General features: G+C 71.4%; 17 protein-coding genes. 6 read left to right on the forward strand and 11 right to left on the reverse strand.

Going from position 1 to position 17,865, the window contains the following annotated elements; translation table 11 throughout:
- The first annotated feature begins 121 nt into the window (after window positions 1-121).
- Window positions 122-298, forward strand: coding sequence for a helix-turn-helix domain-containing protein (locus IEY69_RS01305; protein ID WP_373290998.1), 177 nt, complete (start codon window positions 122-124; stop codon window positions 296-298).
- Window positions 299-320: 22 nt separating this feature from the next.
- Window positions 321-1,067 carry a hypothetical protein gene (locus tag IEY69_RS01310; protein WP_373290966.1) on the forward strand — a complete coding sequence of 249 codons (747 nt, stop codon included), beginning with the start codon at window positions 321-323 and terminating at the stop codon, window positions 1,065-1,067.
- Here IEY69_RS01310 and IEY69_RS01315 read toward each other — a convergent pair.
- The 4 genes from IEY69_RS01315 to IEY69_RS01330 are packed head-to-tail and all read right to left on the reverse strand — an operon-like array spanning window position 1,006 to window position 4,677.
- Window positions 1,006-1,968 (reverse strand): phosphotransferase enzyme family protein, encoded by a 963-nt coding sequence (locus IEY69_RS01315; protein ID WP_189071358.1) that lies wholly within the window; start codon window positions 1,966-1,968, stop codon window positions 1,006-1,008. The genes IEY69_RS01310 and IEY69_RS01315 overlap by 62 nt on opposite strands.
- Complete coding sequence (locus tag IEY69_RS01320) at window positions 1,965-3,224, reverse strand: cytochrome P450 (RefSeq protein ID WP_229783536.1); 1,260 nt, start codon at window positions 3,222-3,224, stop codon at window positions 1,965-1,967. The genes IEY69_RS01315 and IEY69_RS01320 overlap by 4 nt, the downstream gene beginning before the upstream one ends.
- Complete coding sequence (locus IEY69_RS01325; protein ID WP_189071359.1) at window positions 3,221-4,030, reverse strand: DivIVA domain-containing protein; 810 nt, start codon at window positions 4,028-4,030, stop codon at window positions 3,221-3,223. The genes IEY69_RS01320 and IEY69_RS01325 overlap by 4 nt, the downstream gene beginning before the upstream one ends.
- On the reverse strand, window positions 4,027-4,677 hold the full coding sequence (locus tag IEY69_RS01330) for a YggS family pyridoxal phosphate enzyme (RefSeq protein WP_189071360.1): 651 nt from the start codon (window positions 4,675-4,677) through the stop codon (window positions 4,027-4,029). Before IEY69_RS01330 ends, IEY69_RS01325 begins: the two co-directional genes overlap by 4 nt.
- A gap of 317 nt (window positions 4,678-4,994) precedes the next feature.
- Between IEY69_RS01330 and bamA the strand changes: the two genes are divergently transcribed.
- The 4 genes from bamA to IEY69_RS01350 all read left to right on the forward strand — a co-directional run bounded on the left by bamA (window position 4,995) and on the right by IEY69_RS01350 (window position 11,134).
- Window positions 4,995-7,586 (forward strand): outer membrane protein assembly factor BamA, encoded by a 2,592-nt coding sequence (gene bamA / locus IEY69_RS01335; protein ID WP_189071361.1) that lies wholly within the window; start codon window positions 4,995-4,997, stop codon window positions 7,584-7,586.
- A 104-nt stretch (window positions 7,587-7,690) separates the two neighbouring features.
- Window positions 7,691-9,253 carry an Rqc2 family fibronectin-binding protein gene (locus IEY69_RS01340; protein ID WP_189071362.1) on the forward strand — a complete coding sequence of 521 codons (1,563 nt, stop codon included), beginning with the start codon at window positions 7,691-7,693 and terminating at the stop codon, window positions 9,251-9,253.
- Window positions 9,254-9,321: 68 nt separating this feature from the next.
- The gene (panD, locus tag IEY69_RS01345; protein WP_189071363.1) at window positions 9,322-9,684 is read left to right on the forward strand and encodes an aspartate 1-decarboxylase; all 363 of its coding nucleotides are present in this window, start codon (window positions 9,322-9,324) and stop codon (window positions 9,682-9,684) included.
- A 97-nt stretch (window positions 9,685-9,781) separates the two neighbouring features.
- A complete protein-coding gene (locus IEY69_RS01350) occupies window positions 9,782-11,134 on the forward strand; it encodes an HD-GYP domain-containing protein (protein WP_308425421.1) in 1,353 nt (450 codons plus the stop codon).
- Window positions 11,135-11,500: 366 nt separating this feature from the next.
- Here IEY69_RS01350 and IEY69_RS01355 read toward each other — a convergent pair whose 3' ends face one another.
- The 7 genes from IEY69_RS01355 to IEY69_RS01385 form a co-directional block, all read right to left on the reverse strand.
- Window positions 11,501-12,412 (reverse strand): carbohydrate kinase family protein, encoded by a 912-nt coding sequence (locus IEY69_RS01355; RefSeq protein ID WP_189071364.1) that lies wholly within the window; start codon window positions 12,410-12,412, stop codon window positions 11,501-11,503.
- Between the two features lie 205 nt (window positions 12,413-12,617).
- Window positions 12,618-13,112, reverse strand: a complete 495-nt coding sequence (locus IEY69_RS01360; RefSeq protein WP_189071365.1) for a GNAT family N-acetyltransferase — start codon at window positions 13,110-13,112, stop codon at window positions 12,618-12,620.
- Between the two features lie 8 nt (window positions 13,113-13,120).
- On the reverse strand, window positions 13,121-13,717 hold the full coding sequence (locus tag IEY69_RS01365; protein WP_229783538.1) for a Rieske (2Fe-2S) protein: 597 nt from the start codon (window positions 13,715-13,717) through the stop codon (window positions 13,121-13,123).
- A complete protein-coding gene (locus IEY69_RS01370) occupies window positions 13,714-14,766 on the reverse strand; it encodes a c-type cytochrome (RefSeq protein ID WP_189071366.1) in 1,053 nt (350 codons plus the stop codon). Before IEY69_RS01370 ends, IEY69_RS01365 begins: the two co-directional genes overlap by 4 nt.
- On the reverse strand, window positions 14,763-15,248 hold the full coding sequence (locus tag IEY69_RS01375) for a cytochrome c-type biogenesis protein (RefSeq protein WP_189071367.1): 486 nt from the start codon (window positions 15,246-15,248) through the stop codon (window positions 14,763-14,765). The genes IEY69_RS01370 and IEY69_RS01375 overlap by 4 nt, the downstream gene beginning before the upstream one ends.
- The gene (locus IEY69_RS01380) at window positions 15,245-15,844 is read right to left on the reverse strand and encodes a TlpA family protein disulfide reductase (protein ID WP_189071368.1); all 600 of its coding nucleotides are present in this window, start codon (window positions 15,842-15,844) and stop codon (window positions 15,245-15,247) included. The genes IEY69_RS01375 and IEY69_RS01380 overlap by 4 nt, the downstream gene beginning before the upstream one ends.
- Window positions 15,845-15,884: 40 nt before the next feature.
- Window positions 15,885-17,858: a heme lyase CcmF/NrfE family subunit gene (locus IEY69_RS01385; protein ID WP_189071369.1), complete on the reverse strand. Its 1,974-nt coding sequence runs from the start codon at window positions 17,856-17,858 to the stop codon at window positions 15,885-15,887.
- Between the last annotated feature and the right edge of the window lie 7 nt (window positions 17,859-17,865).

Consider the following 17,865-nt stretch of genomic DNA (forward strand, 5'->3'; position numbering starts at 1 on the left):
CCCATCCTGGCGTGCCGCGCGCTTTCCGGCACTGACATCGAATCTGAACGGGGCTGCCTGCGGGCGGCCCCGCTGCGTTGAAGGAGGTCTGACCGTGACCCTGAGCGACCAGTACCAGAACATGCCCAAACTTCTGAAAGTCAGTGAAGTCGCCGATTTCACCGGAACGCACGAACGAACCGTCCGCCGCTGGATCCGCGACGGCCGCCTGGGCGCCGTGGAACACCCCAGCGGCCTGCGCATTCCCCGCCGGGCGCTGTGGCGCTTCCTGGGACTCGATCTGGCCCTGAGCGCCTGACCGGCCGGGCGCGGCTGGCACAATGGCGGGCGTGACCGATCCGCTTCATGAGCTGCGCGCCGCCCTGACCCGACCGACTGGCCTCTTTGACCCGGCGGGCCTGGATCTCCCGGGCCACCTGACTGGCGCGCGGGCCGAGGAGGCCGCCGCCTTGGCCCTGCACTGGGGCGCTCCGGGCCGCACGCTGGCGTGGAGCACCGAGCCGCTGCTCCGCGCCGCCGCATACCTGAGAGGGGGTCAGACCGATGCGGCCCGCGCGGAACTGACAGGCGAACCCGAGGGCGCCCGTGTGACACTCCTGCGGGCCCGCGCGGCGTCCCTGGAGGCGCGCACCGATGCGCCAGATCTGGCGGGTTCCGCCCGGACCCTGGCCCGTCACGAGGGTGACAGCGCCGCCCTGATCGCCGCCGTGACCCTCCTGGCTGAAGGGCAGCAGGCCGACTCGCACGCGGCCCTGCGGACCCTGGCCGAGGGACTGAAGGTGGCCGAGATCGCCGGGCAGAGCGCCGACGCGCACCTGCTGGCCGTGCTGGCGCACACGCAACTGCGCCTGAACCCGCGCAAGGGGCAGGCGACGGCCGCGAAGGCCCTGGAACGCAGCGCGCCGCGCAGTCCCGCGCGGGTGCTGGCCCTGCGGGCCCTGAACAGGGCCGATGAGGGGATGCTGGAAGCCCGGGCTGGTGAGCTGCACCCGGGCTGGTGGACCTTTACCGCAGCCCCGACGCTTCCCACGCCTGCGGGAACGGCAGGTACGGCGGCGGACGGATGAACGCCCGGGGACCCGGGTTGCCGCGCAGGTACACGCTCTCGGAGACCCACACGTTCCTCTCCTGAAGCGCGGCGTACAGCTCGGCACCCCGCCGAAGTTCCTCTGGCAGGAGGGGCAGGTGCCCCCGGTAGGCCCGCAGGAACGCCCCGCCCAGGACCGGGTCGAGCCGCAGACTGAGGTGCAGGCAGCGCACTGCCTCCCATGCGCGCGGGGCGAGGCGTGGCTGCTCCCAGTCGATCACCGCGGCGGGCACGCCAGCGTGGAAGAACACGTTCCCGTCGTGGAAGTCGCCGTGCACGAAGCAGGTCGGCAGGGCAGGCAGGTCGTCCGGCGACGGCGCGGCACGCAGGTGGGCGAGGCGCTGCCGGGTGCGCTCCAGGGCCCAGCCGTCCGTGGCGTCCGGGTGGGGGAGAGCCAGAATGGCCGCCTCAATGACCCGCAGGCGGTCCAGGGTCACCGGCACGCTTGCCGGGGGCGCCAGCGCCGGCACCTCGAACGGGACCGATTCAGGGAGCCGGCTATGCAGGTCTGCCAGGAACGCCCCCAGCGCGGCGGCATGCGCCGGGGTCAGGTCCGGGCGGGGAACCCGTGCGCCGGGCGCGACCTCGAACAGGGCCGCCCAGTGCCCATGCAGCCGGGCCAGCGTGCCGCCCCCACGCGTGACGAGCAGGTCCGGGGTGGAGATCCCGCAGGTGCGGGCCAGCCGCACGGCGTGATGTTCGACTTCGGCCCGCTCGCGGCGGGGGTCGCGGTACACCCGCAGGTGAAAGGCGCCCGCGTGCGCCTGCACGCGCCAGGCGGCGTTGATGCTCACCGCGCTCAGCGGGGTCAGCGCCGTCACCGGACCGACCGGCCAGAGCGCCGCGACCTCCGCCGGGCCGATCCGGCTAGGGAGGGTCACCCGGCCTGCACGTCCAGCCGCGCCAGCCCGCGGATCACGAAGCCCCCGGTGTACTGCCCCGGCTCCTGCGGGTCCACGAGGCGCAGGTCCGGCAGGGCGCGGCACAGCGCGCGCAGGCTCAGGGCCAGTTCCAGCCGCGCCAGCGGCGCGCCCAGGCAGTAGTGGATGCCCAGCCCGAACGTCAGGTGCGGGTTGGGGTCGCGGCCCAGGCGCAGCTCGTCCGGGGCGTCGAAGCGATCCTGGTCGCGGTTCCCGCTGGCGTACAGCAGGCTCACGCGGTCGCCGGGCTTCAGGTCGGCGCCGTGCAGCGTCAGCGGTTCCAGCACGATCCGTTCGAACATCGGCAGCGGCGTGTCGAAGCGCAGCAGTTCCTCGACCGCCCGGCGGAACACGCTCAGGCTGTCCGGCGCGTGCGCCTGCGCGACCAGCGCCTCCCACTGCCCCCGGTCGCGCTGCAGGGCCAGCACGCCCGCCGTCAGGCCGTTCACGCTCGCCTCGTGCCCGGCGTTCAGCAGCAGGATGCAGGTGTCGACCAGTTCCTGCTCGGTCAGGCGGTCGCCGCCTTCCTCGGCCTGCACGAGCGCTGTGATCAGGTCGTCCTGTGGGGCGGTCCGGCGCTGCGCAACCAGGGCCCGCAGCAGCGCGCTGAAGTCCAGCACGGCCTGCTCGGCCTCGTCCTGATCGGCGGGCGTGGGCGCCGGCTCGTACAGCTTCACGATCGAGGCCGACCAGGGCCGCAGCTGCGCGCGGTGCTCCTGCGGGACGCCCAGCAGCTCCGCGATGACCGTCACGGGCAGCGGCTCGGCGTACTCCTCGACCAGATCGAACGGCCCCTGCCGCCCCAGGTCACGCAGCTGAGCGTCTAGGATCGCCTCGATCCGCTCCGAGAGGGCCTCCACCCGGCGGGGCGTGAAGGCCAGCTGCACCAGTGAACGCAGGCGCGTGTGCTTGGGCGGCTCGCTGTCCAGCAGGTGATTGCTGTTGAAGGCATCGAAGTTCGCCTGCCGGGAGTCCGGCAGCGGCCAGCCGAGCTCGTCACGTGAGAAGCGGTGCAGGGCGCTGCGCCCGAACCGGCGGTCGCGCAGCACGGCGCTGATGTCCGCGTGCCGGGTCAGGACCACCCGGTTCATGTCCGGATCGAAGAACACCGGCGTCTCGGTGCGCAGCCGCGCCAGCAGCGGGTACGGGTCCCGGACGAAGGCCGGGTCGGCGACCGGCAGCGCGAAGGTCGGCAGGGCAGAGGTCAGGGCGCTCACAGGAACTGCTGCGCCTCCAGCCGCAGGGGCCGGTCATCCGTCTCCACCTTCGACGGCCCCGGCGTCACCAGCGCGTGCCCGGTCAGCGGGGCCGCCGGTGTGGACTGAGGCAACGCTGGCGGCCCCTCCGCCTCCACCCGCGCCGCAGACGAGGTCAGCTGCTCCAGCCGCGCCACCGGCAGGGCCGTCTCCTCCGGCGGGGCGTGCCGGGACGCCAGTTCCGTGAAGGACGCCACCAGCGCCCGGTACCCGCTCAGGAACTGCGAGTACTCCTGCCGCGCCGCCACCAGACGCGCATTCAGTTCCGCGTGCCGGTCACTGAAGGTCCGCTCCAGTTCCGCCAGCCGCTCGGCCTGCGCCCGCTCGCGGTCCAGGGTCAGGACGTGATGATCCCGCTCCAGATCCGCGAAACGACCCCGGAACGCGGCCTCCAGCGCCGACAGGCGCGCCTGATGCCCTGCCTCCAGCTCGGCCCGGCGGGATTCCACCTCACGCATCAGGCCGTCGCGTTCCGTGGTCGCCTGCGACACCATCAGTTCCGCCTCTCGCGCCGCGTTCTCCCGCAACTCGTGCGAGATCCGCTCGGCGGCGATCACCGCTCGGCGGATCTCATCCTCATTCTGCCGCTGCGCTTCCAGGTCCTTCTGCAGCGCCGTGACGCGTTCCACCGTCGACTGATGCAGCTGCAGTTGCTGCTCGAGATCATCGGCCAGATCATGCAGGAACGCCCGCACGCTGCTTCGTTCGTACCCGCCCATGCGGGTGGGGAATTCCTGGTGACGCACATCAAGGGGAGTGAATTTCACGTGAACAGACTCCTTCCCACCCGAACCAGGGTGGCTCCAGCCGCAACGGCCAGCGGGTAATCCCCGCTCATGCCCATACTCAACTCTGCCAGACCCAGATCATGCGCGCGCCGGGCCGTGTCCGCAAACAGGGACCTCAACTGCCCCTCCCGCTCGGGGGTCGGCAGGTCGTCCAGATCGGGCGCCATGAGCATCAGGCCCCGCACCGTCAGGCCGGTCGCCTGCACCTCCCGCAGGGCTCCGCTCAGTTCGGACGCCTCAAGGCCATGTTTCTGCGCCTCGCCGTTGTGCACCTGCAGCAGGACGTCCGGCGCGCGGCCCCAGCTCTGCGCCGCCTGCGCAATAGCCTGCGCCTGCCACGGCGCCTCAATGGAGTGCACCAGCGACACGTGCCGCAGGTACTTGACCTTGTTGCGTTGCAGGGACCCGATGAAATGCCAGTCCTGATCCGGGTGCAGCGCCGACTTGTCCCGCAGCTCCTGCGCGCGGCCCTCACCCAGTGGGAAGTCGCCGTGCGCGAGGACACACCGTTCAATCGCCTCAAACGACTGCCCCTTGGTCACGGCGACCAGTCTCGCGCTCCCCTCGGGCCGACCCGCCACCTGCTCGGCCTGCCGGATCCCGCGCAGCACCTCCGGCAGGCTCATGAGGCAGTCCCGGCGCCCGGGGGACCCGCCCGCTGACATGATGAATTCACCCGCGCATTCTCACCCGAGACGCCCCATGGGCTCAAGTGAACTTCTCACGCCACACAGTCCCGTCCCAGGAAGGACTCATGATCCGGTGTGCCCAGCGATGCAGCGCACGCTCCGCCCTTCATGCCGATCATCAACGCTCCGCACACAATCTTCACCCTTCTCAGGCTCAGCCCCGCAAGTGTGAGCAGCGAGGCGCGCACCCGCAGCCCCCACCAGCACCAGCGGCCCGGGGGCGATGTCCAGGGGTGTGCGACACTAGGAGAAGCATGCGACACCCCCTGACGCTCGCCGTGACCGTCCTTCTTGCCGCGCCCGCCGTCGCCCAGACCGCCGGGACCGTGCAGGACGTGACCGTGGTCGGCACCAGTGAACTGCTGGCGAATTTCGTCCGCGCCACCCTCAGCACCCAGACCGGCACCCCCCTGTCCGGCGTGAACCTCCGTCAGGTCGAGCAGGAAGTCATCGCCACCGGCTACTTCAAGACCGCCGTCGCCGACCTGCGCACCGTCGCCGGAAAAGACACGCTGGTCATCACCGTCGTGCCCAACCCCACCATCAAGGACGTCACCATCACCGGCCTGACGTTCCTGCCCGCCGACGGCTTCAAGAAAAGCGTCGCCGACCTGCTGAACATCGCCCCCGGCGCCACCCTGAACAACCAGCGCATCGACGAGGCCAAAACCGCACTCGCCGAGAACTTCGAGCAGGAAGGCTACCCCTTCGCCCCCAGCATCAGCGCCGACGTCAAAACCGGCACGGACGGCACCGTCACCGTGAACTTCGTGGTCGACGAAACCGCCCCCATCACCCGCGTGGAAGTCGAGGGCGTGACCCTGCTGCCCGCCACGAAGGTCACGGAAATCTTCAAACCCCTGTACGACGCCAAACGCTTCAACCCCGAAGCCTACTACGGCGCCGTGCAGCTCCTACAGCAGGCCTACGACGACGCCGGATACGTCCAGGCTGGCGTGGACGTCCAGAACAGCACCCTCGAGAGCGGCGTCCTGAAAGTCCGCGCCATCGAGGGTCGCGTGTCGGCCGTCGACCTCGAGGACCTGGGCAACCCCACCGTCACGCTGCAGACCCGCACCGGACAGCCCGTCAGTCTGGCCAACCTGCAGGCCGACGTCCGCACCCTCGCCAACCAGACCGGCAAACCCGTCGGTTTCGCCATCCAGCCCAACCCGCAGAACCCCGCCCAGGTCACCGTCCTGTTCGGCTCATCCGGCGTCGAGACCGGCCCGGTCAAGGCAGTCGCCCTCCAGGGCAACACCCTGATCCCCACCGCCACCCTGCAGGCCGTCCTGAAGACCAGGGTCGGCGACGTGTACTCCCCGCAGCTGGCCCAGCAGGACTTCCTGGCGCTGCGCGACGCCTACCGCAAGCAGGGCTACGAGATCAGCACCCGCGACGCCATCACCTTCCAGGACGGCACCCTCACCTACAACCTGCGCGAGGTGAAGGTCGCCGGCTACGAACTGCAGTGGCAGGGCGCCCACAACACCAAGGACCGCGTCATCACCCGCGAACTGCCCGCTCCAGGCGCCGCCTTCAACCGGAACGAACTGAACGAGGCGATCGGCCGCATTGCCCGCCTGGGCTTCGTGCGGGTCACGACGGAAACCGTCCGCGCCGACCCGCAGAACCCCGAGAGCATCACCTACGTGCTGGGCGTCGCCGAGACGAAAAGTGGCATTCCCGTCAACCTGGGCCTCAGCTACGACCAGTTCAACGGCGGATTCGCCGGAGACGCCGGGTACTCGAACAACAACGTGTTCGGTCTGGGTCACAACCTGACCGCCACCCTCGGCGGACAGCAGAACGAGGCCGGACAGAACCTCGTGGCCGAGGTGGCGTATGCCATTCCCTGGCTGGACATCGACTTCCTGGACTTCCGGAAAACCCCGACCAGCGTCAGCTTCGGTGTCAGCAGCAAGGTGTATGGCAACAATGCCCTGTACAGCAGGGAAACAGATACTCCGGCACGCGCGGATACCGGCTGGGACTACACCGTGCGCGACACGGGCTTCAGCGTCAGTGCCGGGCGTAGCCTCGCCCGCAACCTCACCGCCAACGTCGGTGTGGGCTTCAGCTACAAGACCTACTACCTCGAAGCGCTCCAGAGCGGCGACAAGAACACCGTCACCTACAAGGACGCCAGCGGCGCCGACCAGACCCGCACCTTCAACGAGGCCGACGCCAAAGCCCTGCTGCCCGAAACCAACCTGACTACCCGACTCTCCACCGGACTGAACTACGACAGCACCACCAACGGCGAATTCCCCGACGGTGGCGTCCGCGCCAGTACCGGCGTGACCTACTCCTTCGGTCGCCAGGGAGACACGCCACTGCGCTGGACCAACGTCAGCGGCGGAGCCAGCACCTACTACGGCTTCGGCCGTACCCTCGAGAAGGACCTGGGTCTGAGTAACAAGCAGCAGGTGTTCGCCGTGCGCGCCAACGCCGGCACGGTCCTGGGCGTCGATACCGCCCCGGCCGGAACCGGGTACGCCATCGGTGGCGGCAGCGTCGCCACGCCCTTCCAGCTGCGCGGCCTGAAGGACGGCGAACTGTTCGGCACGAACTACTTCACCACCAGCGCCGAGTACCGCTACGACTTCGGCCTGAAGGCCGGGATCGCGCAGGGCCTGTACGGCGTGCTGTTCGCCGACGCCGGGACCGCCTGGGGCGGCAGCGCCACGAACACTGACCCCAGCCTGAAGTACGGCTTCGGCGCCGGCGCGCAGCTCAACCTCGGCATTGGCGGGGCGCTGCTGCCCAGCCTGCGCTTCGACTACGGCTTCAGCCCCCAGACCCGCACCGGGAAGTTCTACTTCCGCATCGGGAACTTCTGGTAACCCCCTGACCCGCCCCGCGCGGGCCACTCCCAGCGGCGCGGCCGGGGGTGGCCCGCGCGCTAGCATGCCCGGATGACGTTCCCCCCCCACCCCGGAGGCCACCCGTGGAAGGCCTGATGCTGGCGCGCGTCCTGCGCGACCTGACCGATCAGCTGCCGCTGCGCACGCTGGGCTGGGCCTTCCCCGACGAGACGACCGCCGCGCTGCTCCTCGACGGACCGCGGCTGGGCGGACAGACCAACCTGGTGCTGTCCTACCGCCCGCCGCAACCCGTGGTGTACCTGTCGCGCGAGCGGCTGCGCGGCGACCCCCGCAGTCCCTTCCAGCGCTTCCTGGCCGCGCGGGTCCGGGGGGACCTGCTGCGCGCCGAGCAGCTGAAACTCGACCGGGTGATCGCGCTGCACTTCGCGGGCGAGACCGGCTTCGTGGACCAGGCCCCCACCCGACTGCTGTTCGAGGTGACGGGCCGCAACGCCAACCTCCTCGTGCTGGACGAGGGCGAGGGCTTCGAGGGCCGCATCGTCATGGCCGCGCGCGAGATCACCGGCAGCCGCAACCGCTTCCGCACCATCCGCACCGGGGGCCGGTACGCGCCCCCACCGCCCTACGAGAAACTCGACCCGCGCACCCTGACCCCCGGACAGGCGCAGGACCTGCGGCACCTGCCGGTCGGACGATGGCGCGAGCGGCTCGACGGCCTGGGGCCCCTGCTGGGCGCAGAACTCGCCCGCCGGGCCGACCTCACCCCCGACAGCCCGCCCGGCGAGGCGTGGCCCCAGGCCCTGGCCGCCGTGCAGTCCCTGGTCGCCGACCCCACCGTCAGCGAGGGCGTCATGCAGGACGGCGCGCGCGAGGCCGCCCGGGGCGAGAAGGCCGCCACGCTGCGCAAGGCGCTGCGCGAACCGCTCGACAAGCGCCTGACCCTGCTGCGCAACCAGCTCGCGGACGTCACCCGCGCCGAGGCGGGCCTCACGGACGCCGCCCGCGACCGCCAGGAAGCGGACCTGCTCATGGCCTACGCCCACACGGTCCCCACCGGCGCCAGCAGCGTACTGCTTGCGGCCTTCGACGGCAGCGGCGAGCAGCCCATTGCCCTGGAACCCATGCTGAGCGCCGTGCAGAACGCCGAGAAACGCTACGCCCGCGCCCGCCGCCGCGAGGACGTGTACCTGCGCCTCGCCGACCGCGAGCACACCCTGCGCGCCGAACTGACCGAGGCGGAGGCGCGCGTGCAGACCCTCGACACCGCCGACCTCGCCACCCTGGAAGCCCTGAGCGTCCAGGTGCAGCAGGAACGGCCGGAGAAGAGCCCGTATGGCACGCGCTTCACCACGCCCAGTGGCCTGGAGGCCCTGGTGGGCCGCAACAACAAGGAGAACGCCACTCTCACCCACCGGATCGGCCGCAGCCTGGACTGGTGGTTCCACGCGCAGGGCTACCCCGGCAGTCACGTCCTGGTGCGCAGTGGCGGGCGCGACCTGGACCTGCCGGACATCCTGTACGCCGCCCGGCTGGCCGCCGCGAACAGCAAGGCGCGTGGCAGCAGCAACGTCCCGGTGGACTACACCCGCATCAAGCACGTCTGGAAACCACGCGGCGCGCCCGCCGGACAGGTGCACTACACCGACCAGAAGACCGTATTCGTGGACGGCACTCTGCCCGAGTGACCCCGCCGCCCCGCAGACCGTGAGCGGCCGCCCGGCGCGGCTGGCTGCACCGCGTACAATGGCCGCTCGTGGAACGCATCATGTTCAGGGCCAAGATTCACCGCGCCACCGTCACTCAGGCCGACCTCGACTACGTCGGAAGCATCACCATCGATCAGGACCTGCTCGACGCGGCGGACATCCTCGTGAACGAACGGGTGGACATCTACAACATCACCAACGGCAACCGCCTGAGCACCTACGCCCTGAGCGGCCCGCGCGGCAGCGGCGTGATCGGCATCAACGGCGCCGCCGCGCACCTCGTGAGCCCCGGCGACCTCGTGATCATCGCCGCGTACGGCAACTACAGCGACCAGGAGGCCCGCACCCTGGAACCGCACGTCGTGCACGTGGACGCCCGCAACCGCCAGATCCAGCTGCAACCCGCCTGACCCCCCCGGGTCAGCCCTCCAGCCAACGGCCCTCCCCCGAGGGCGACCGGGCCGCTGCGGCATGAAGCGCCGTGCAGCACGGTGCTATGCTGACCGGGTGCCCCGCTCCACCATCTGGTCGACTCTGGTGCTGCTCGGCGCTGCAGCCCTGCTGATCTACGCCGCCTGGCAGCATCACACCGCCCTGATGGCCGGAGCCGCTCTGGCCATGGCCGCCGCCACCGTCGGCGCCTCCGGTCAGATCCGCCTGCTGCCCGTCCTCGCCTTCGCCGTCGCGTTTCTGATCTCCCTGCTGCTTCCCGGCACGCCCCTGGGCCTGCTGGACCTCGCCGCGGCCCTCCTGATGATGGCCGGTCTGGGGTTCCGCATCGTGCAGGAGCAGGTGTCGGCCCGGCAACTGCACTGGCAGCGCAACACCGTCCTGGCCCTGCACGCCGGCAGCGAACGCCTCGCGGACGCCCGCGACGCCGACGCCATCATCCGCGCCGGTCTGGGCATCCTGGACAAGCTGCAGGTCGCGCCGAACCTCGCGTTCGTCGCCTACCGCCAGGGCACGCCGCACATCCTGGCCGCCAAGGGCGCCTTCGAATCCTTCCTGGAACGACCCATCCACCCCAGCGGCAACGACAGCCGCAGCGTCCAGGCGGACCACTGGGTGGCCGAGGAAGCCCTGGCCCTCTTGAAAAAACCTCAGCGGCAGCACTACCACGTGGCGCCCGTCTACGGCCGGGCCACCACCCACCTGGGCATGCTGATCCTGACCCGCACCCACGACGCCTTCGACGCGGAGGAAATCGACGTCGTGGCCTCCTTCGCCAGGTTGCTGGGCGCGCAGCTGGGCCAGTGGAACGCCATCCGGGACCTGCGCGACGCCAACGACCTGACGCTACGCTCCCTGGGCGCCGCGCTGGAACAGCGGGACGACGACACCGGCGGCCACACCAACCGCGTCGTGACCATGAGCGTCCGTCTCGCTCGCCGCCTCGGCTGGGACGAGGATCAGGTCAAGGCGCTCCGCTGGGGCGCGTACCTGCATGATCTCGGTAAACTCGCCATTCCAGACGCGGTGCTGCACAAACGCGGCGCGCTGGACTTCGAGGAACGCCGCGTCATCCAGACGCACACCACCATCGGGTATGACATGCTGCAGGACCTGCACTTCCTGCCCGCCGAGACCCTGGACCTCGTGCGTTACCACCACGAACGCTGGGACGGCACCGGGTACCCCAGTGGCCTGCGCGGGCCGAACATTCCCGACACCGCCCGCCTGTTCACCATCGTGGACGTATTCGACGCGCTGACCAACGCCCGGCCCTACAAGCCAGCCTGGACGCGCGAGCGGGCCATCAGCGAGATCCGCGCCCAGGCGGGACAGCAGTTCGATCCTCAGTACGTCGAGGCGTTCCTGCGCATGATGGCCGAACACGACGACGCTCACCTCGTGGTGTGACCGCCACACGCATCGGTGGGGTCGCGGACTGAACGGTGGCCCCACCGCCCTGTGACCCACCCACAGCGGTGCCCCGTGCCCCCCTGAGGCCAACACCACGACCCAGGGCTTCACTACCGCTGGTGTGTCGAGGTGCTCGCTCTGCTGCGCAACTCGGCGAGTTCGCTTGATTCAGCGGCAGGGCCAGACTCCCTGATCACCTCTGACAGCGGTGTCCAGTTTCATTGAGGGCCAACAGCGCGCCCATCCATTCCACGTCCACCTACTGGTGTTGACGGCTTCTCGATCCGCTCGTTTCAGGTGTGCTGGGAACCCCTCAACACACCTGAAAACCGCTGTCACTTGAATCCCGTATGAATTCTGCGGTCAGGTCAGGCTGAGGTCCGCGCGGGTGGGTGCGTACGCCCCGGCGTGGGCGCAGGCGGCGGCGGCGGCCCGCAGGCCCACCCGCAGGTGCTCGGTCCACAGGGCGCCGGCGTTCTCGGTGGCGCTGACGAGCAGCCCGGCGCACAGGGCGTCCCCGGCGCCGACGGTGTCCACGACCTGCACGGGAGCGGCCGGGAGGTCGGCGCGGCCCGCGCTGTGGTACAGGCTCGCGCCCTGCGCGCCGCGCGTGATCACGATCGGCGCTTTCGCGTTCAGGCCGCGCAGGCGGCGCATGACGTCATCCTCGGACTCGCCGGGGAAGAAGAACGCGAGGTCCTCGTCGCTGAATTTCATCAGGTCGGCGCGGCGGGCGACCTGCTCGAACACCGCCGGGTAGTCCGGGTGGCGGTGCGTGATGCGGGCGTTCGGGTCGAAGCTGATGCGCACGCCGGCCGCGCGGGCCGATTCGATCAGGCCCAGCAGGGTGTCCGCCAGCGGCCAGCGGGACAGGCTGATGCCTCCCACGTGCAACCAGCGCGCCGCGCCCAGCCAGCTGCCGGGCAGCAGCGCCGGGTCGAAGTGCAGGTCGGCGCTGTTCTCGCCCATGAACCGGTACGCGGGTGGGTTCGCGGAGTACACGACGGCCATCAGGGTGGGGGCGGGCACGCGTTGCAGGAAGCGCAGGTCCAGCCCGGCGTCCTGCGAGGCGCGGGTCAGGTCGTCCCCGAAGTTGTCCCCCCCGACCGCGCCCGCGAAGGCGCTGGGGACGCCCAGGGACGCGCAGGCCCGCGCGACGTTCCACCCGGCCCCGCCGGGGTGGGCGTGCCAGGCGTTCCCGCCGGCAGTCACGAGGTCGGTCAGGGCCTCACCGGCGCTGACAATCAGGGGCAGGTCGTTCTGGGGCAGGGACATGACCCTGTCATCCTAGCGTGATGGTCACGAGACCACTCCGGGCGGCCCCGCGCCTGTCTGACCTGCCCGGTGGGGGAGAACCCACCCTGCCCGCCGCGCCGATCATGGCCCGATCACGCCCCGGTGGTCCCCTGTGGTCAGGCGGGGTTCGGACCACTTCCGGATGGGAGGTGCAGGTCCGCACCCGCCCATCCGGTGTGGCCCGTCAGGCCCGGTTCACCGGCAGGCGGTACAGCACGACCTGAAAACCGAAGACCTCCCGTTCGTCCACCGGCTCGAAGCCGAAGGTCTCGTACAGGCCGCGCAGGGCGGGGCGACTGGCAGCGGTATCCAGCTTCAGCCAGGGCCGCCCCGCCGCGCGCGTGACCTGCACGGCGTGCTCCAGCAGCGTGTGCGCCAGCCCCTGCCCCTGGCAGGCGGGGTGAACGGCCAGCTTGTGCAGGTACAGCGCCTCGCCGGGCGGGTCGTCCGGCCAGAAGGGCGGGTCCGATTCCAGCAGGCTGAACGCCCCGACCGCCGCGCCGCCCCGCCACGCGACGTGCCAGCTCGGGGCCGGGTAGTGCCGCGCCAGCCGCTCGGGCGTGACACTATCGGGCGGCCAGAGGGTGCGGCCCAGCGCCTCCTGATGCCGCGCTGTCGCCCCCACCACCGCGGCAGCGGCCTGGATGTCCCCCCGCGTGAACGTCACGAGTTCAGTCATGCCCGGCATCATCCGGTGTACTCGGGCGCCGCCTCGATCCCGGTCGCCCAGACGTCCGCGCCGCGCCGCTCCAGCCGCACGCGGGGCAGAGGTGCGAGGGCCTTGCCGAACACCGCCTCGCCCGCCTTCAGGGGATCGAACACCGAGTAGTGGCAGCGGCAGCCCAGCTGCGGGTGCTCCTGCCCGCCGGGCGCGCGGTAGTTGAACGCGAAGGCCATCACCTCGGCGTCCCGCACGAGGTTCACGTTGCAGCCCAGGTGCGTGCACACCCGCGAGAAGCCCGCCAGGTGCCCCCCCGGCACCCCCAGCGACCCGCGCGTGGGCGAGGGGAGGCGCAGCAGCGTGCAGGGCCGCCCGGCATACGTGAAGGTCACCTCGGCCCAGTCGGTGCCCAGGTCGGCCAGGGCCGCCACGCGCTGCGGCGGCGCCGCCTCGAAGGCGGGCTCGCCGGGCGTGCGTTTGCCCAGCGTCACTCTGGTGGCGTACCAGCCCATGTACCCGAACGTCCCGACCGTGCCCGCCACCGGGAGCAGCCACCAGCGGTCCAGCAGCGCCCGGCGCGTCACGCGGCGCGCCCGTGGGGGAGGGGTCGCGGGGTCGCTCACTGGCCCTCCCGCTGCCAGCCTTCGAGCAGGGTCAGCAGCGCGTCCAGTTCGTCCGCTTTCAGGTCCGGGTAGGCGGGCATGGCGCCCTTGCCCTGCGTGATCACCTGCGCCAGCGCCGCGCGGGTCAGGGTGGACGCCCGCAGGCTGGGGCCGGTGCCGCCGCCCCCGCCCGGTCCGTGGCAGGACGCGCAGCTCGCGGCGTACACGCGCAGGGCCGGGTCGCTGGTGTTCAGGCGGGCGCGCAGCGCCGTGATCAGGTCGTCCGCGTCGCGGCCCTTCGGGTCCAGCGTGCGGTAGCGTTCCAGCGCGGCCAGCGCCGCCTGATCCTCACCGAAGCGGGCCAGCGCGAAGCCCAGCAGCAGCTGCGATTCGGGCTCCTGCGGGGCCAGCTGCGCCCCGGTGCGGATCAGCAGCGCGGCCCGCTGGGCGTCCTCGGCGCTGATGGCCTGCCCGGTCTGCTCGCCGCGCGTCAGGAGCAGGATGCCCAGGCGGCGCAGCGCCTCCGGCTGACGCGGATCGAGTTTCAGGGCGCTGCCGTACGCCGTGACCGCCTGATCGAAGGTGTTCGAATCGAAGGCCGCCTTGCCCCACGCCAGGTACGCTTCCTTCGTGCTGCTGCGCTCCGCCTGCGCCTTCAGGCCCGGCAGTTTCAGCACGGCCTGCACGTTCCCGGCCTCGTTGGGGGTCAGGCTGGCCAGCTGCCAGCGGGGCACGAACGTCACGGCGCCCACCACGGTCAGCAGGGCCGCGCCGCCCAGCAGCGCCAGCGCCAGCGTGCGCGTGCCGGGGCGGGCCTGCGGGGCGGGTGGCAGGGCGTCCAGGCCGCGCAGGGCCAGTGCCGCGCGCCGCTCCAGGTCCGGGCGGCGCGACTCGTTGGTCAGGGCCGCGAGCTCGGCGTACAGCCGGTCCCGTTCGGCCCCCAGGCGTGCGCGTTCCGCCGCGTCCGGATCGTCCGGCGTGCGCGCCCGCAGCGGCTCGGTGACCAGCCACACGCAGGCCAGCGCCACGAGCGCCAGCAGCAGCACGTTCAGGAGGACCGCGCCCGTCACGAGTCACCGTTCCGGCGGGTGTCGCGCTGCACCTGCGCGAGGTACGGGTCGAAGCCGCCCGCGTCGTTCAGCGGTTCGTCCGGCAGGGTCGCCGCCGGGCGGCTGCGGCGCAGGAACGCCCACAGCACCCCACCTCCGGCCGCCAGGGCCGCCAGGGGCGCGCCCCACAGCAGCAGGTTCCGGCCAGACTTGGGCGGGTCGAGCAGCACGAAATTCCCGTACCGCTGCGAGAAGTACACGTAGATGTCCGAGTCGCCGCGCCCCTGCGCGACCTGCTCGCGGACCGATTCGCGCATCTTCACGGCGATGGTGCTGCGCGAGTCCGCGATGGACTCCCCGGTGTCGCACAGCGGGCAGCGCAGGTTCTTCTCGATCGCCAGCGCCCGTGCCTCCTGCGCCGGGGTCAGGGACGGCGTGGGCGACGGGGCGGCGGCCATCGCCCCGCCCAGCAGCGCGCCCGTCAGCAGCAGCGCGCGCCTCATAGGCCGGGAACGCCGATCTTCGCCAGACCCACGTTCAGGCGCTCGCGGGTCAGGCCGCCGCGGTCCATGTGCTGCACCACGCCGTCACGGTCGATGAAGACCGTCTCGGGAATGCCGCTCACGCCGTACTCCAGGCCCGTGTTGATGCCGGGGTCGCGCAGGTTCGGGTACGCCAGCGCGTACTCCTGAATGAACTGCCGGGCGTTCCCCTCGTTCGTCTCGTTGAACAGGATGCCCACGACCGCCAGCCCGTCCCCGCCGCTCTGGCGGGCGCTCAGCTCGCGGAACATCGGCGCTTCCTCGCGGCATGGGCCGCACCACGACGCCCAGAAGTTCACGACGACGGGGCGGCCCCTGAGGCTCGCCAGGGACAGCGGCGTGTCGTCCAGGCTGGTCAGCGTGAACGCCGGGGCGGGTTTGCCGACCAGCGGCCCGCCGGTCTGGTCGTTGCTGGCCGGGGTGCGCAGCGCGACCGCCAGGACCGCCACCAGCGCGAACGCGATGGCCGGGGGCAGCAGGCGACGCCACAGTGGCGCAGGGGGCGCGGGGGTTGGGGATGCAGGGGACTTCGGGGCAGAGGGGGTCGATTCGGTCATCACAGCTCCGGGAAGGTCAGGCAGGAAGGGGAGGAGGGCATCAGTCGGTGGCGGGTGCCAGTCGCGCCGGGGCGGCCTGGGCAGCGCGGCGCGGCGTGACCAGCGTGAACGCGGCCCCCACGCACACGAGCAGCGTGCCCCACCAGATCCACGACACCAGCGGCGACTCGATCAGGCGCACGCTGGCCCACTGACCCTTCGGGTCCACGCCGGTCATCACGAGGTACGTGTCGCCGGTCAGGCCGTAGCGCACCGCCGGGGAGGGGAAGGGCGTGTCGCCCCCCTGCGTGTACGTGTTCAGGCGGGCGCTGAAGGGCCGCCCGTCGATCAGCACGCGCGCCACGATGGACCGCCCGTCGGGCCGGGTGACGGTCTCCAGGTCGGTCAGGGTCAGGTCCTCGTTCAGCAGGTGAACACGCTGGTTCATGTTCAGCGTGACCTGCGCGTCGCGGCGGTACGTGCCGCTGAACGCCAGTCCCAGCGCCAGCACGATCAGGCCCGCGTGGGACAGGTACGCCCCGTAGCGGCGCGGCTGCGCGCGCAGGGTGCGGCCCAGCCCGCCCGCCTGCCGGGCCGCGCGGGCCGTCAGCAGGCCCAGGCCCAGCAGGTTGTACCCGCTCAGGGCCACCGTCGCCAGCACGCCTGGGTGACGCACGCCCAGCGCCAGCGCCAGCAGCGCCGCACCTGCGCCCGCGATCATCAGGGGCCGCAGCGCCCGCCACAAGCCCTGCCCGTCCGCACGCCGCCACGGCAGCAGCGGCCCCACGCCCATCAGGAGCAGCAGGCCCAGACCCAGCGGAATGGCGAACGCGTTGTAGAAGGCCGGGCCTACGCTGGCGTCCCGGCGGCCCTGCACGGCCTCCACGATGGTCGGGAACAGCGTCCCCACCAGCACCATCACCGCGAACACCACGAACAGCCAGTTCCCCGCCAGGAACGCGCCCTCGCGGCTCAGCGCGGCGGGCGGGTCGTTGTCGTCCCGCAGGTGCGGGGCGCGCCACGCGGCCAGCAGCGTCCCGGCCAGCAGCAGGAACGCCAGGAATCCCAGGAACACCGGCCCGACCGGGCCGCCCGCGAAGGCATGCACGCTCTGCACGATGCCGCTGCGGTTCAGGAACGTGCCCAGCACGGTGCTCGCGTACGCCAGTACGATCAGCCACACGTTCCACGAGCGCATCAGCCCCCGGCGTTCCTGAATCTGGATGGAATGCAGGAACGCCGTCGTCAGCAGCCACGGGATGAAACTGGCGTTCTCGACCGGGTCCCACGCCCAGTAGCCGCCCCAGCCGAGCGTCTCGTAACTCCACCAGCCACCCGCCACGATCGCCGCCGTCAGCAGCGCCCAGGCGACCAGCGTCCAGCGGCGCGTGACGACCACCCAGTGGTCCGACAGGCGACCCGTCACCAGCGCCGCCACAGCGTACGCGAACGGCACGCTCAGACCCACGAACCCCAGGTACAGCAGGACCGGGTGCACGGCCATCATCCAGTGGTTCTGCAGCGCCGGGTTCGGGCCGCGCCCGTCCGCGACCAGCGTCGCCACCGGCGTGAACGGCGAGGCGACCGTCGCGCACACGCCCACGAAGAACACCAGACTGGCGAACATCGCCGCCAGCGCCCAGGGCCGCAGCGCGTCGCGGCGCAGCGTGACACTCAGGATGAACGCGTACCCGGCCAGCAGCCACGCCCACAGCAGGATGCTGCCCTCCAGCGCGCCCCAGAGTCCCGTGACCTTCACCCAGGTCGGCGAGGCGCGCATGGAGTGCTCCGCGACGAAGCGCACCGTGAAATCGTCCCGCAGCAGCGCCGCGAGCAGCACCAGCGTACTCAGGCTGACCAGCGCGAACACCGCCCAGGTGGCCCGGCGCGCGGCCTCCGTGACGCGCGGGTCACGCCGCGCGCCGCCCAGCAGCGCCAGCAGCAGGCCCGCCACGCTGAACAGCAGCGCGCCCAGCAGACTCAGCTGCCCCAGTGCGCCGGATGCACTGGACGTCCATGAGATCAGGTTCAGCACATTCACT

Source organism: Deinococcus sedimenti (genome assembly GCF_014648135.1).
GTDB classification, from domain to species: Bacteria; Deinococcota; Deinococci; order Deinococcales; family Deinococcaceae; genus Deinococcus; species Deinococcus sedimenti.